We start from the raw sequence: 13,073 nt of genomic DNA on the forward strand, positions 1-13,073 counted from the left end.
CCCTCTGCAGGTCAGAGGGCGCTTCCCAGCGATCGGCGCCACGCTGATCGGCTCTGTGTAAGCGTCAATACGTGTCCAGCCGGTCCCGATGTGCTGAGGTCGCCTACAAGACAGCGCACCGAGGTCTCGGCTTGGCCGGCCCACCCGTTGTCCTGATCTTTGCCCAGTGCGCTGACGGACGCCGCCGTTCGCCCCTGTACGGCCGCCTGGTCTGACCTGCCGCGCGAACACCCGCGAACACCCCCGTACGGCCATGCGCACAGTTGGAAAGCGTGTTGGGGGCAACCCCTCACGAGTTCGAATCTCGTATCCTCCGCCAGTGCTCTCACCGGGCACAACGTTGAAGGGCCCCACCGCTTGCGGTGGGGCCCTTCGCGGTTCTCCGGCTCCACCGGCCGTCTCGGTTCTCGTCCCTCGTCCCAGTCGGTCCCGGTCGATCCCGCTCGGCGCCCGGCGCAGCTCTGCGATCTGCTGCGCGATCTTGTGGAGCACCGGCCGCGCTCCCCGCTCTGTCCGTACTCCCGGCCGCCGCGGCATGGAACCAGGGCCTCCGGCATACCCGTGTACAACTCGAAGGGAGCCCTTGAGCGCAGGTTCAGAAACGGGGGAAAGACTGTTGTTGGACGAGATGGTGTTCCGGACCGAGGCTCTGCCTGCGGCGGACCGGTTCGACTACTGGGTCGAGCTGCTGGGCCGCACGCACGCTCCCATGGAGCTGCGCAGCGACCACACCGACGACTTCCGCGCTACCCAACGCGTGCTGGACCTCGGTGAGGTCACCGTGTGGTCCGCCACCTACCAGCCCCTGGTCTTCCGGCGCACACCGAAGTTGATCCGGCAGTCCGACCCGGAGGCCTACCATCTCTCCCTCGTCGTAGAGGGGACCGGGACAGGCGAGTGGAGGCACCGGGAAACCGAGTACAAGCCGCACGACCTGTTCGTCACCTCCACCTCACTGCCGAACGACATCCGCAGCACCACGGGCCCGGTCACGCTCCTCGCGCTGGAGACTCCGAAGGACCTGCTGCCGCTGCCACGCGACATGGCACCACGGATAGTCGGGGCGCCGGTGTCGGCCCGGGACGGTATGGGTGCCCTCCTGGCACGGTTTCTCACCCAGCTGACCGCGGACACGACCGCGTACCAGCCCTCCGACGGCCCCCGGCTGGGCACGGTCCTGAACGATCTGGTCGCCGCGCTCTTCGCCCACCTGCTCGAAGCCGGCGACTGTCTCCCCCCGGAGACCCGCCGACAGGCCCTCACCTTGCGCATCCAGGCGTTCATCCGGGAGCACCTGCACGACCCGCACCTCACTCCGGCCACCATCGCCGCCGCGCACCACATCTCCACCAGCTACCTGCACCGCCTCTTCCGGGACGAAGAAGCCACCGTCGCCGCCTGGATCCGCGGCCTGCGCCTGGAGGCGGCCCGCCGCAACCTCACCGACCCGGCGCTCCACGCCCTCCCCCTCCACGCCATCGCCGCCCGCTGGGGGTTCCCCCGCGCAACCGACTTCAGCCGCGCCTACCGCGCCGCCTACGGCACCACACCCAAGGATCACCGGCATCAGGCCCTCCACGGCCACGAGTGAACTCATTGCCAACACGGTTGTGCACTCTGAGCCAGCGACTCACCGGCCGCGTACCGACATCATGGAGACGCCGGTTCGATCATTGCCTGTGCATGGGCCGGGGGCCTGTCGCGAGGGCGACCTACCCCGAACGACCAACCAGGCAGTGATCCGCAATCGCCTTATCCACAGGGGGATCCATGCGCACTCTCACATCGTCCGGAGCACTCGTGGCCGCCGACGACCTCGCCCTCGGCCTGATGGCCGCACCGGCCGATGTGCGCTTCGCACCGCGGCAATTCGCAATCCGACTTCGAGTTCAGGGATTACCCCGGCGGCGCCAAGGGCTGGACGGCTTGCGGTTTCTCCAGCGAGATGAGGGAAGGCCGGGGAACAACTTCATCGCCATGGCCTGGAAGGGCAACACCCCTGAAGTGCAAGAGCAGCACCGCGGACGCGGAGAACTGAACGACCGAGCGGGCAGTTCCTGTTGGTGACTTGCTTTGTCAGCAAGGAGTCCGTGGAACAGGTCCGGTAGGCGACGGCGTCCGGCTCGGCCGCCTGCCGCGCGTCACTGTCCGGACCAGGTATGCACCCGCCTTGACGGTTCGATCCAAGGCTCCGCTGCGAAGGCCCGGCGGACCGTTTCCTCCGATCAGCGGCGGCAAGTGCCGAAGCAACGATGTGCCGTGCCCCGTGGCAGGCCCAGTGCCATGGCTCTTCGTCAACCGGCACCGTCCACACTCCGCCACCCGGCGCGGACCGCCCCCGCCTGCGCCATTCGGCACCGGTCCCCACGAGGGGAGGGACCGGTGCCGAATGGCGCGGTGCTGTTTCTTCCGAAGTTGCGCGCCTGACAGCAGGTGACGGTCACAGACGACCTCGTCAACGGAAGCCGGGCCGCGCTCGGTACGGCACTGTTCACCGGAGGCAGCGCGACGCTGGCGGAGGCTGCGGGCCCTGCCGGCGCGGCCGGCCGGATACGGAGAGGGGACGGCCTGCTCGGCACCACCGTGAAGGGCGCGGCCGGCAATGTGGCAGGCGGGCTCACGGCTGATGTCTGGGCCGGCAAGGACGGGTCGACCCTTGCCTGGGACGCGGGCACGAACGCCCTCACCGGCGGGCTCGGAAACGCCCAGAACCACGGTGTCCACCACGCTCTGGAACAGCACGGGAGTCTCGGCGGCGAAAACCTCGGCGACCGGGGCAAGCTCGCCGACGGCGCGTTCAGGAACGTCGTGGACACGGGCTTGAACACAGGTGTCTACGGTGCGGGTTCCGGCATCGAGTCGGACGCCCAGAATCTGGTCGAGGACGAGAAGAAGACGGCCAAAGGCGAATGAGAGCGGGCAGTGACGTGGCGCTTGCGGCCGTCTGGCATCCGGATCCGCACCGCCCCGTCACCTGGGCCATGTTTTTCGGTGCGCTCATCGTGGTGGCCGGGAGCGTGACGGTCTTCCTTGGTGTGTTCGCGGCGATCGACACCTGGCGCAAGGCCGGGCGGCCGCGGGGCCGGTCCCTGCGCGGGGTGCTCCTCGGCGGGGGCTGCTGTCTGGTGGTGGGGCTGGTGATCGCCGCCTTCGGTGTCTGGCTGTACTGACCGCCGTCGAGGAGTTGAGGAGACCGGAAGCCCAGGAGGTCAGCTCGATGAGGGGGCGGGTGGTGGTACCGATTCGCCCTCTTCCTCGTGCTGGACGGCGGCGTCCACCGCTTCGGGGGGCATGGCCAGGCGTACGGCGGTGTAGAAGACGGCGAGGCTGAAGACGATCACGATGATCAGGTCCCACCAGGCGGGGAGTGCGCGGGTGCCGCCGTAGCGGCCGAAGCGGCCGATGAGGATCATGCCGCCGAGCCAGGGCCACACCCAGGCGGCCGATTTTGCCCGCAGCCCGCTGCGTTCGGCGGCGGGGATGCCGCGGCGGGTGAGCGCCAGGACGATGAAGCCGAGCAGGGCGGCGACACCGAGCTTCCAGTCCGCCTCGTAGCCGGACCAGTAGAAGATCAGGTTGGCGAAGACGAAGCCGGCGGGGGCCAGTACGGAGCCGACGGGGAGCCGGTAGGGGCGGTTCCGGCCGCCGTCCTGTACGCGGAGGGCGTGCAGCGCCACCGGGGCGAAGGCGTACATGATCGCCGCCGCCGAGGTGACCACGCTCACCAGCGCCTGCCAGCTGGGGAAGGGAAGGAACGCGATCTCGCCGACCACGAAGGCGAGGAGGATCGAGACGACCGGCACCCGGCTGCGGCCGACCTGGGTGAGGGGTTTGGGCAGGACCCGCTCGCGTCCCATGGCGTAGGAGAGACGCGCGGCGCCGGCCATGTAGACCAGGCCGGTGCCCGCCGGGGAGATGACGGCATCGACGTAGAGGATGGTCGCCAGCCAGCCGGCGCCGACGACGGTGGCGAGCGTGGCGTAGGGGCCGAAGTTGCCCTTGCCCACGGGGTTGTCCCAGCTGTGGGTCACGGCGTCGGGGTTCAGGGCGGCGATGAAGGCGATCTGCAGCAGGAGGTAGAGCGCGGTACCGACCGCCATGGCCACGATCACCGCCCGGGAGACATCGCGCTGCGGGTCGCGCGCCTCACCGGCCAGCTGGATGGCCTGTTCGAAGCCCAGCAGCGCGAACACCACACCGGCGGGCAGGGCGGCGAAGACGCCGTGCGCACCGTGCGGTGCGAAGCCGCCGCCCGCGGTGAAGTTCGAGCCGTGGAAGGACAGGGTCATCAAGACCACCACGGTCAGCAGCGGTACGGCCGTCTTCACCACCGCGGTGACCGAGTTGATCCCGGACAGCAGGCGTACGCCGAGGACGTTGATGAGCGTGAAGATCAGCATGAAGACGCTGGCGATCAGCAGGCCGGCCGCGGTGAGGGTGCCGTTGGGGTGCAGGACGTGCACCCGGTCGTGGACCCAGCCGATGCGGTCCATGTACGAGAGCGTGGCCTCGACCTCGATCGGTGAGATCAGGACCGAGCGCAGCCAGGACATCCAGCCCGCGGTGAAGCCGACCAGGGGGCCGAAGGCGAAGAAGGGGAACCGGGCGGTGCCGCCCGCGATCGGGTAGGTGGCGCCCAGTTCCGCGTGGGCCAGCGCGAGCACGGCGAGCATCGTGGACGCGAGGACCCAGGAGATCAGCGATGCCGGTCCGGCGATGACGGCGGTGGTCAGGGCGCCGAGCAGCCAGCCGGAGCCGATGATCGATCCCAGGGAGATGAACATCAGCCCCCAGAACCCGACCGCCCGGTGGAGGTGGCGGGTTCCGGTGGCGCTGTCACTCCCCGCTGTGGATGGGCTGGTCACGCGCGCTCCTGGTTCACGGGACCATCTTGGTCCCGGGAGGCGGACCAGGCGGGTATGCGCCTTGCGTGTCGCTGTGCGTACTGAGAGTGAGCAGGGCCGTACGCCGTACGGCCCTGCTCGTGTCCCGGTTTCGGGGCCGGGGCGGTGGCGGTGGTCGTGTCGACGGCCGTGGCCCCGGCCGTTTCGGTTCCGGCGGTGCCCCGGCGCCGGTTGCCGCCAGGGGCTAGTGGCTAGTGGCCAGCGGCTAGTGGCTGCCCGACGGGCGGGCGACGGGGTGCGGGGAGCCGTTGCGGGGTGGCGGGTGGGCGTGGAAGAGGGTGGCGTACAGGCCTTGGCCGGCGAGGAGCTGGGCGTGCTGCCCCGACTCCACCAGGCGTCCCTCGTCCAGGACCAGGATGCGGTCGGCGTCCGCGGCGAGGTCCAGGTCGTGGGTGATCACGAGGGTGGTGCGGCCTTCGGCGAGGCGCCGCAGCGGGCCGAGGATGCGCTGGGTGGCCAGGGCGTCCAGTCCGGTGGTGGGCTCGTCGAGGATGAGCACGGGGGCGTTGCGCAGCATGGCGCGGGCGATGGCGATGCGCTGCAGTTGGCCGCCGGAGAGCCGGGAGGTACCGGGGGCGATGACCGTGTCGTAGCCGTCGGGGAGGGCGGAGATGAACCCGTCGGCGTCGGCGGCACGGGCGGCGTCGACGACATCGTCGTGTGTCACGTCGTCGCGTCCGCAGGCGATGTTCTCCTCCACCGTGTCGTGCAGGACGAGGGTGTCCTGGGGCAGCAGGGTGATGTTCGAGCGGAGCCGGTCGAGCGGCAGCCGGTTCACGGGGATGCCGTCCAGCCGGACGCTGCCGGTGTCCGGGTCGTAGAACCTCAGCAGCAGGGCGGCCAGGGTCGACTTGCCCGCGCCGCTGGGGCCGGTGATCACCACCAGTTCCCCGGGTACCGCGGTGAAGGAGAAGTCGCGGAGTACGTCTTCCTTGCCGCCGGGGTAGCGGAAGCCGACCCCGCACACCTCCACCGCGCCGACGGCGCGCGCCGGGGCCGGCACGACGACCGCGGGGTCGGGGTCGGTGACGGCGGGCGGGGCGTCAAGGATCTCCAGCAGGCGCTCGGCGCCGGCGGTCGCTTCGGTGACCGTCAGACCGAGCGCGCCGAGGTCGCGGATGGGTGGGTAGAGGTAGCCGACGAATGCGGCGAACGCCAGGAGCTGCCCCAGGGACATCCGTCCCGCGGAGATCTCCCACGCGCCCAGGCCGATGATCGCCAGGACACAGAGCGTTTCCAGGACCTCGACCAGCTGCGCGTACAGCTGGTTGAGGCGGGCGCTGGTCACCGAGGCCCGCAGCCAGCTGCGCGCCTCGCGGCGGAGCCGTTCCTGTTCGTCCCGCTGCCGGTTGTAGGCCTGGGTGAGGACGACGTTGACCAGGCCTTCCTCGACCACCGAGGTGATGGCGCCGTCCGCCGCCCGTTCCCGGCGGGACACCTCCTTGACCCGGCCGGTGAAGCGGGTGGTGGCGAGCCAGAACAGCGGGGCCAGGGCGAAGGTGGCCAGCGCCAGGTCCCAGCGCAGCCAGAGCGCGGCTCCGGCGTAGAAGATGATGCCGAATCCGGCGGTGGCCACCTGGACGAGGCCGGAGACCACGAGTTGTTCGATGGCGTCGACGTCGCCGGTCAGCCGCTCGACCAGGTCACCGCGGCGGTTGCGCTGGAAGAAGTGCGGCGGCAGCGTCTGGAGATGGGCGAAGACGCGGGCGCGTAGGCGCATCACGAAGCGTTCCGCCGTCCAGGCGGCGAGTGAGCCGCCGAGGTATCCGACGATCGCGCCGGCGACGGCGACGCCGAGCCACAGCCCGGCAGGTTGCCAGAAGGCGCTGACCGAGCCCTTCTGCAGGGCATTGTCGGTGAGTTGGGCGAAGAGCAGGATGGCCACGGTCTCCGCGAGCGCGGCGACGATGGCACTCAGGATGACCAGGGCGATCCAGCGCCGGTCGCCCCGGGTCAGCGGCCAGAACCGCCCTACCGCTTCCTTGAAGCCCACCCGTCTGGTGCGGATGGAGGTGTCCGCGACGAGTGCGCGGAACACCCGGTCCATGGCGGGGTCCGGGTCCGGGGCCGGCTGCGACCGGGGACGCGCACCGCTGACGGGTTCGCTGGTGTCGGTGGAGGGGGTGGAGTGAGTGGAGTGAGTGGCGTTTTCGCCGGCATCGTGCGGCAGTGCCGAATTCTCTCCAACGGGCGCTGATTCCGTGCCCCGTTGGGGCGATGCTGCGGGGCGCTCTCCGCGCCGGCGTGAGCTACGCAGGTTCATGATCGCTACGTCATCTCGTCGCTGGTGGGGTGGTTGAGCGGAACCACGAGGCACCGCCCCCTAAAACGACGAGGCAAACTCGCGCCTTACGCGAGCCTGCCTCGAACTCAGAGGTGTGTGTCAGTAGCCGTAGCCGTAGAAACCGCGCCCGCGGCCCCGGCGGAACCGCCTGCGGCGCCTGCGGCGGTCGTGGTCGTTGCCGTACCAGTCGTCATGGTCGCGGCGACGCCTTCTGGGGAAGACCTTGCGGAAGCTCATACTCGCCTCCTCATCGATTTCCTTTGTCGAACCGTTACCGGCTCCGACAACTCCCAAGCTACGACGCCCAACTGTCCCCAACAAGGCGAAATGCGTGAAAATTCAGACAAAAGCCGTTTTTCTCATTAAATGTGACTGAGGGTGGCGAGGGATCGCCCTCCGGATGCCCTGCGCGGGACGGGAAGGAGCGGGACGGGAAGCGGCGGACAGGCGGCGACACCGGCAGGGCAGCGGAGGCAGGGGGCAGGGCGGGCCGCTGCGGCGTAGGGGCAGGGGCGGTCAGAGGCGGTCCGGGGCGACGGGCGAGAGCCGGTAGGCGTCACCCTCGGCGATGACGCGGCCCGCCGTGGGCGGCGGGAAGTGGCTGCCCAGGAGCAGGGTGTCCGTACCGGCGAGCGAGGCGAGGAGGCTGCGGCGGGTCCTGGCGGCCTGTGCGGGGTCGACGTCCGCGCAGCTGCAGATGTCGGGGCGCGGTAGCTGGACCGGGTGGTGGATGCAGTCGCCGGTGATCAGGGCCGCCTGCCCGGCGCTGCGCAGCTCCACGGCGAACTGGCCGGGCGTGTGTCCGGGGGTGGGCAGGAGGCGGACTCCGGGAGCGACCGTGACGCCTTCGCCGGGCACCTCGACCAGGTCGAGCAGTCCGGCGTCACGGACGGGGTGGACGGAGTCCCGGAACATCTGGCGGCGGGCGTCGTCCAGGTCCTGGCCCGACCAGTGGTCCCACTCCGCGCGGGCCGCCAGATAGCGGGCGCGGGGGAAGGTGGGGACCCAATCGCCCTTGTCGGCGCGGGTGTTCCAGCCGACGTGATCGGTGTGCAGATGGGTGAGGAGGACCAGGTCCACCGTGTCCGGGGCGAAGCCGGCCGCCGTCAGACGCGGGAGATAGTCGCTGTCCAGGTGGTCCCAGGCGGGGTTGGTCCGGGGTTTGCCGTTGCCGATTCCGGTGTCGACGAGCAGGCGCAGCCCCTGCACCTCTATCGCGAAACTGTGGGTGGCCAGGCGGAGGGTGCCGTCGTGGTCGGTGAAATCCCGCCGCAGCCATGGCGCTTGGGCCACCACCTCCGGGGTGGCGTCGGGCAGCAGCCAGCGGCCGGTCGGCGCGGGGAGCGCGGTCTCGTCGATACGGCGGACGGTGATCTCGCCCACCGTCCAGGCGGGGACCGCGTCACTGACGACAGACATGAGGTGTCCTCTCCGCGAACCAAAGGCAATTCCTTTGCGTTAACTCACGCTACCGCGCCCCCGACGCTAACGCAAACAGATTGCTTTTATGTGGACCCGCGCGGCTCCGAGCCCTTAAGGTCGAGCCATGAGCCCCAGGCCGATGACCCGCCCCGGGGGACGCAGTGCCCGCGTCCAGGAATCGGTGCACGCAGCCGTGCGCGCCCTCGAAGCCGAAGAGGGCCGTGCGGCGCTGACGGTTCCCCTGGTCGCCGCTCGCGCCGGGGTCACGCCCTCGACGATCTACCGCCGGTGGGGAGACCTCCAGGAGCTGCTGTCCGACGTGGCCGTCGAGCGCCTGCGCCCGGAGGCACCGCCCGCAGATCACGGAGCGCTGCGCACGGACCTGGAGGCATGGGCCGAACAGTTCCTGGAGGAGATGGCCTCACCCCCGGGGCGGGCTTACCTCCGCGACGCGCTCGCCGGCGATCCGGACGGCAGCCATGCGGGCCAGTGCTCGGCCTACGCCGCCGAACAGGTGGACGTCATCCTCGCCCGCGCCGCCGAGCGCGGCGAGCCTGCCCCGGACACCGAGCTCGTGATGGACCACATCGTCGCCCCCATGATGTACCGGCTGGTCTTCCGGCCGGGCCCGACGGACGCGGCATATGCGCGCGGCCTCGTGGAGGCCACCCTCTCCGGGCTGATGCCACGGCACTGACCCCGTTCGCCGTGCCCGCGCGCCGGTAGGGCGCGGGACGCCCGTCGTGGCGCGCCGGAGGGCATGGCCCCTGAGCCCCGGGTGAGGCCTTCGCCCGCATGTCACGCTCCGCTGCGCGGAAGGGATCAACCAGCGCATGGTGCTCGCCGAATCCCTGTCTTTGGCCATGCTGCTGGTGGTGCTGGTGTGTGCCGTGAGCCGGCCGTTCCGGCTGCCCGAGGCGGTCTTCGCGGTGCCGGCCGCCGCCGTGGTGATCGTGGCCGGGGTGATCCCGTTGGACCATGTCCGCGACGAGGCGGAGCGGCTGGGACCGGTGATCGGCTTTCTCGCCGCGGTGCTGATCCTCGCCAGACTCTGCGACGACGAGGGGCTTTTCCACGCCTGTGGCACCTGGATGGCGCGCTGGTCGGCGGGGCGGCCGAGCCGTCTGCTGGGCGCGGTCTTCGCCCTCGCGTCGGCCATCACGGCCGTACTGAGCCTGGACGCCACCGTCGTCCTGCTGACCCCCGTCGTGTTCGCCACCGCCGCGCACATGGGTGCCCGCCCCAAGCCCCACGTATACGCCTGCACCCATCTGTCGAACACCGCGTCGCTGCTGCTGCCCGTCTCCAATCTGACGAACCTGCTGGCCTTCACGGCGAGCGGGCTGAGCTTCACCCGGTTCGGCGCGCTGATGGCGCTGCCGTGGGGGGTCGCGATCGGCGTCGAATACCTGGTCTTCCGCCGCTTCTTCGCCGCCGACCTGCGCGCCCCGGCCCCTGGCCCGGACACCGCCGAGCCTCCCGAGCTGCCGCTGTTCGCCCTGGTGACGGTGGCCGGCACGCTCGCCGGTTTCGCGCTGACCTCCGCGCTGGGCGTCAACCCGGCCTGGGCAGCGGCGGCCGGCGCCCTCGTCATGGCGGTCCGTGCGCTCGCCCGGCGCGACACCACCCCGGCCGCCGTCGTCCGGGCCGCCGGACTGCCGTTCCTCGCGTTCGTGCTGGCCCTGGGCATCGTCGTGCGCGCGGTCGTCGACAACGGGCTCGCCGATGCGCTCGGGCACCTGCTGCCCGACGGCACCTCGCTTCCCGCCCTGCTCGGCATCGCCGCGCTGGCCGCCGCGCTCGCCAACGTGATCAACAACTTGCCCGCGGTGCTGGTCCTGGTGCCGCTGGCCGCGCCGAGCGGCCCGGGCGCCGTCCTCGCGGTGCTCCTCGGCGTGAACATCGGCCCCAACCTCACCTACGCCGGATCGCTGGCCACCCTGCTGTGGCGGCGCATCGTCCACCACCACGAGCACGACGTCGCCCTCAAGGAATTCACCCACCTCGGTCTGCTCACCGTGCCCGCCGCCCTGGGCCTGGCCACGGTGGCGCTGTGGGGCTCCCTCCAGCTCATCGGCGGCTGACCGGGCGGCTGCCCCGGCGGCCGCCCCGGCCCGTCGGGCGTCAGCTCCGCGTGGTGCGCAGGGGATCAGGTCCACGTGGTGTGCACGGGGATCAGGTCCACGTGGTGTGCACGGGGATCAGGTCCGCCTGGTGCGCATCAGGAACAGCCCCACCCCCGACCCGATCGCCACCACGCCCGTGCCGACGCTGATCAGCACCTGCTGCACCCCGTCGAAGGCGAAGCTGGTGGAGACGTTGACGAGGAGGGCGAGGCAGAACACACACCAGAGCAGGGCCTTCATGGGAGTTCCTTCCGCAGGGAGAACAGAGGTGCGCAGAGGTCAATATCCGTGGCACCGACAATGCCGTGGCCGGGCCGCCGGTTCGAGGGGGCGTCCTCCCTAATACGGGGTGGAGTGCGCTACACCCCCGGCCCGGGAGTTCGCTCCCGCGCCGTGTCTGGGCAAGGTCGCCTAGCCTGTGCCCATGGGGGAGACGGTCGGGCGGGCGGGGCGCGCCACGGTTCAGCTGCTGGTGTCGGCCGGGCTGGCCCTGGTGTCGTACCTCTTCCTCGCCCTGCTGCTGTTCACCGCTGTCGTGACGCTCCTCGTGGTCGGTGCGGGGGTGCTGCCCGAGACTGTCCTGCTGCTGCGCCGGATGGCCGGGTACAAGCGGCGGCGGGTGGCGGCCTGGACGGGTGAGGCGGTCCCGGAGGCCTATCTGCCGCTCACCGGGGAGCTGTCCGAGCGGGTGCGTACGGCGACCGCGGACCCGGGCACCTACCGGGATCTGCGCTGGCTCGCCGCCCACTTCGGCTACGGCCTGCTGCTGCCCTACCTGTCGCTGCCGCTCTGGGCCCTCGGCCTCCTCGTCGACGGGGTGTGGTGCGGACTGCTGCGGCGCCCGGCCGTCGTCCTGCCGCTGATCCGGCGCCTCGCCGACCTCGACGCGGCCTGGTCCCGTGCGCTGCTGCTGCCGTCCCCGGACAGCCGGCGCACCGCCCTGCTCGCCGAGCGCGTCGAGGAACTGACCGTCACCCGGGCCGGTGCCGTCGCCGCGCACGGCGCCGAACTGCGGCGTATCGAACGGGATCTGCACGACGGCGCCCAGGCCCGGCTGGTGGCGCTGTCGATGCGGGTGGGGCTGGCCAAGCGGGCCTACGACACCAACCCCGAGCTGGCGCGCAGGCTCCTCGACGACGCCCAGGACCAGGCCGAAGAGGCGCTGACCGAGCTGCGCCATGTCGTACGCGGCATCCATCCGCCGATCCTCACGGACCGGGGTCTGGTGGGGGCGGTGCGGGCGCTGGCGGCGAGCAGCGGGCTCGAGGTGGCGGTGCGCGCGGACTCGGTGGAGGACGGCCCGCGCGCCCCGGCGGCGGTCGAGGCGGCCGCGTACTTCGTCGTCGCCGAGGCGCTGACCAATGCCGCGAAGCACAGCGGGGCGGACCGCGCCGCCGTGGAACTGGCCCGCGGGGACGGCCTGTTGACGGTGTCGGTCCGCGACGAGGGCTGTGGCGGCGCCGGGGCCGGCTCCCCCGGGGGAGGCTTGGGGAGCACCGGCTCCCCCGGGGAAGGCGCCGCCGGAGCGCCGGGAGGCAGCGGGCTGCTCGGCATCCGGCGGCGGGTCGCGGCGCTCGACGGGACCGTGGAAGTGACCAGCCCCGCCGGGGGCCCGACCGTGATCGAAGTGGAGTTGCCGTGCGTGTGGTGATCGGTGAGGACAACGCCCTGCTGAGGGAGGGCCTGGTGCTGCTGCTGACCTCCGCCGGGCACGAGGTGGTGGCGGTCGCGGCCGACGGTCCCGAGGTGCTGCCCGCGCTGCTCGCCCACCGCCCTGATGCCGCGGTGCTGGACGTCCGGATGCCCCCTTCGTTCCGTGACGAGGGGCTGCGCGCGGCACTGGCGGCGCGGCGGGAGATACCCGGTCTGCCGGTGCTGGTGCTGTCGCAGTACGTGGAGGAGACCTACGCCGTGGAGTTGCTGGGCGGTGGCGCCGGCGGGGTCGGCTATCTGCTGAAGGACCGGGTGGGGCGGGTCGACGAGTTCCTGGGCGCGCTGGAACGCGTGGCGGCGGGCGGCACCGCGCTGGACCCCGAGGTGGTCACGGAGCTGCTGACCCGGCGCCGCGACGATCCTCTCGACGCCCTGACGCCGCGCGAACGTGAGGTGCTGCAGCTCATGGCCCAGGGCCGGGACAACGCGACGATCGCGCAGGTGCTGGTGGTGTCGGACCGCGCGGTGAGCAAGCACATCGGAAACATCTTCGCGAAGCTGGGGCTGCCGGCGAGCGACAGCGGGCATCGACGGGTGCTGGCGGTGCTGGCGTACCTGAACGGGCGGTAGGCGCGGGCCACGGCGGCGGGGCGGAGGCCAAGCCCTGAGGCGCGCAGGCCCCGG

13 protein-coding genes are annotated in these 13,073 nt (G+C 71.3%); 8 read left to right on the top strand and 5 right to left on the bottom strand.

Annotation, left to right across the window (positions count from 1 at the left end; all coding sequences use genetic code 11):
• Positions 1-616: 616 nt before the first annotated feature.
• The 4 genes from D9V36_RS20940 (at position 617) to D9V36_RS20950 (ending at position 3,170) form a co-directional block, all read left to right on the top strand.
• Positions 617-1,591, top strand: coding sequence for a helix-turn-helix domain-containing protein (locus D9V36_RS20940; protein WP_129295131.1), 975 nt, complete (start codon positions 617-619; stop codon positions 1,589-1,591).
• Positions 1,592-1,800: 209 nt separating this feature from the next.
• Positions 1,801-2,067 (top strand): hypothetical protein, encoded by a 267-nt coding sequence (locus D9V36_RS41010; RefSeq protein ID WP_164992996.1) that lies wholly within the window; start codon positions 1,801-1,803, stop codon positions 2,065-2,067.
• Between the two features lie 366 nt (positions 2,068-2,433).
• Positions 2,434-2,913, top strand: coding sequence for a hypothetical protein (locus D9V36_RS20945; RefSeq protein ID WP_129295132.1), 480 nt, complete (start codon positions 2,434-2,436; stop codon positions 2,911-2,913).
• Positions 2,910-3,170 carry a hypothetical protein gene (locus D9V36_RS20950; protein ID WP_129295133.1) on the top strand — a complete coding sequence of 87 codons (261 nt, stop codon included), beginning with the start codon at positions 2,910-2,912 and terminating at the stop codon, positions 3,168-3,170. The genes D9V36_RS20945 and D9V36_RS20950 overlap by 4 nt, the downstream gene beginning before the upstream one ends.
• 39 nt (positions 3,171-3,209) lie before the next feature.
• Here the strand turns inward: D9V36_RS20950 and D9V36_RS20955 are convergent, their stop codons facing one another.
• The 4 genes from D9V36_RS20955 to D9V36_RS20965 form a co-directional block, all read right to left on the bottom strand.
• A complete protein-coding gene (locus tag D9V36_RS20955; RefSeq protein WP_129295134.1) occupies positions 3,210-4,865 on the bottom strand; it encodes an APC family permease in 1,656 nt (551 codons plus the stop codon).
• A 244-nt stretch (positions 4,866-5,109) separates the two neighbouring features.
• A complete protein-coding gene (locus tag D9V36_RS20960) occupies positions 5,110-6,951 on the bottom strand; it encodes an ABC transporter ATP-binding protein (protein ID WP_129295135.1) in 1,842 nt (613 codons plus the stop codon).
• Positions 6,952-7,287: 336 nt separating this feature from the next.
• Positions 7,288-7,425, bottom strand: a complete 138-nt coding sequence (locus tag D9V36_RS41015) for a hypothetical protein (RefSeq protein WP_164992997.1) — start codon at positions 7,423-7,425, stop codon at positions 7,288-7,290.
• A gap of 279 nt (positions 7,426-7,704) precedes the next feature.
• Positions 7,705-8,607 carry an MBL fold metallo-hydrolase gene (locus D9V36_RS20965; protein ID WP_129295136.1) on the bottom strand — a complete coding sequence of 301 codons (903 nt, stop codon included), beginning with the start codon at positions 8,605-8,607 and terminating at the stop codon, positions 7,705-7,707.
• Positions 8,608-8,734: 127 nt separating this feature from the next.
• On the opposite strand from D9V36_RS20965, the gene D9V36_RS20970 reads away from it, so the two are divergent.
• Both D9V36_RS20970 and D9V36_RS20975 read left to right on the top strand, forming a co-directional pair.
• Complete coding sequence (locus tag D9V36_RS20970; protein ID WP_088799012.1) at positions 8,735-9,307, top strand: TetR/AcrR family transcriptional regulator; 573 nt, start codon at positions 8,735-8,737, stop codon at positions 9,305-9,307.
• A 136-nt stretch (positions 9,308-9,443) separates the two neighbouring features.
• Entirely contained in the window at positions 9,444-10,694 is a 1,251-nt protein-coding gene (locus D9V36_RS20975) for an SLC13 family permease (RefSeq protein ID WP_129295137.1), read from the top strand.
• A 117-nt stretch (positions 10,695-10,811) separates the two neighbouring features.
• Here D9V36_RS20975 and D9V36_RS41020 read toward each other — a convergent pair whose 3' ends face one another.
• Entirely contained in the window at positions 10,812-10,976 is a 165-nt protein-coding gene (locus D9V36_RS41020) for a hypothetical protein (protein WP_164992998.1), read from the bottom strand.
• 184 nt (positions 10,977-11,160) lie between these two features.
• Between D9V36_RS41020 and D9V36_RS20980 the strand changes: the two genes are divergently transcribed.
• Positions 11,161-12,387, top strand: a complete 1,227-nt coding sequence (locus tag D9V36_RS20980; protein ID WP_129295138.1) for a sensor histidine kinase — start codon at positions 11,161-11,163, stop codon at positions 12,385-12,387.
• Positions 12,375-13,019: a LuxR C-terminal-related transcriptional regulator gene (locus tag D9V36_RS20985; RefSeq protein WP_129295139.1), complete on the top strand. Its 645-nt coding sequence runs from the start codon at positions 12,375-12,377 to the stop codon at positions 13,017-13,019. The genes D9V36_RS20980 and D9V36_RS20985 overlap by 13 nt, the downstream gene beginning before the upstream one ends.
• Positions 13,020-13,073: the final 54 nt, after the last annotated feature.

This window comes from Streptomyces lydicus, from assembly GCF_004125265.1.
In the GTDB taxonomy this organism is placed as follows: Bacteria; Actinomycetota; Actinomycetes; order Streptomycetales; family Streptomycetaceae; genus Streptomyces; species Streptomyces lydicus_C.

Bases quoted from the DNA above. Each gene is read 5' to 3' on its own strand.
- D9V36_RS20970 (WP_088799012.1), top strand. From the start codon at position 8,735: ATGAGCCCCAGGCCGATGACCCGCCCCGGGGGACGCAGTGCCCGCGTC.
- D9V36_RS20960 (WP_129295135.1), bottom strand. From the start codon at position 6,951: ATGGACCGGGTGTTCCGCGCACTCGTCGCGGACACCTCCATCCGCACC.
- D9V36_RS20950 (WP_129295133.1), top strand. From the start codon at position 2,910: ATGAGAGCGGGCAGTGACGTGGCGCTTGCGGCCGTCTGGCATCCGGAT.
- D9V36_RS41015 (WP_164992997.1), bottom strand. From the start codon at position 7,425: ATGAGCTTCCGCAAGGTCTTCCCCAGAAGGCGTCGCCGCGACCATGAC.
- D9V36_RS20975 (WP_129295137.1), top strand. From the start codon at position 9,444: ATGGTGCTCGCCGAATCCCTGTCTTTGGCCATGCTGCTGGTGGTGCTG.
- D9V36_RS20965 (WP_129295136.1), bottom strand. From the start codon at position 8,607: ATGTCTGTCGTCAGTGACGCGGTCCCCGCCTGGACGGTGGGCGAGATC.
- D9V36_RS20980 (WP_129295138.1), top strand. From the start codon at position 11,161: ATGGGGGAGACGGTCGGGCGGGCGGGGCGCGCCACGGTTCAGCTGCTG.
- D9V36_RS41020 (WP_164992998.1), bottom strand. From the start codon at position 10,976: ATGAAGGCCCTGCTCTGGTGTGTGTTCTGCCTCGCCCTCCTCGTCAAC.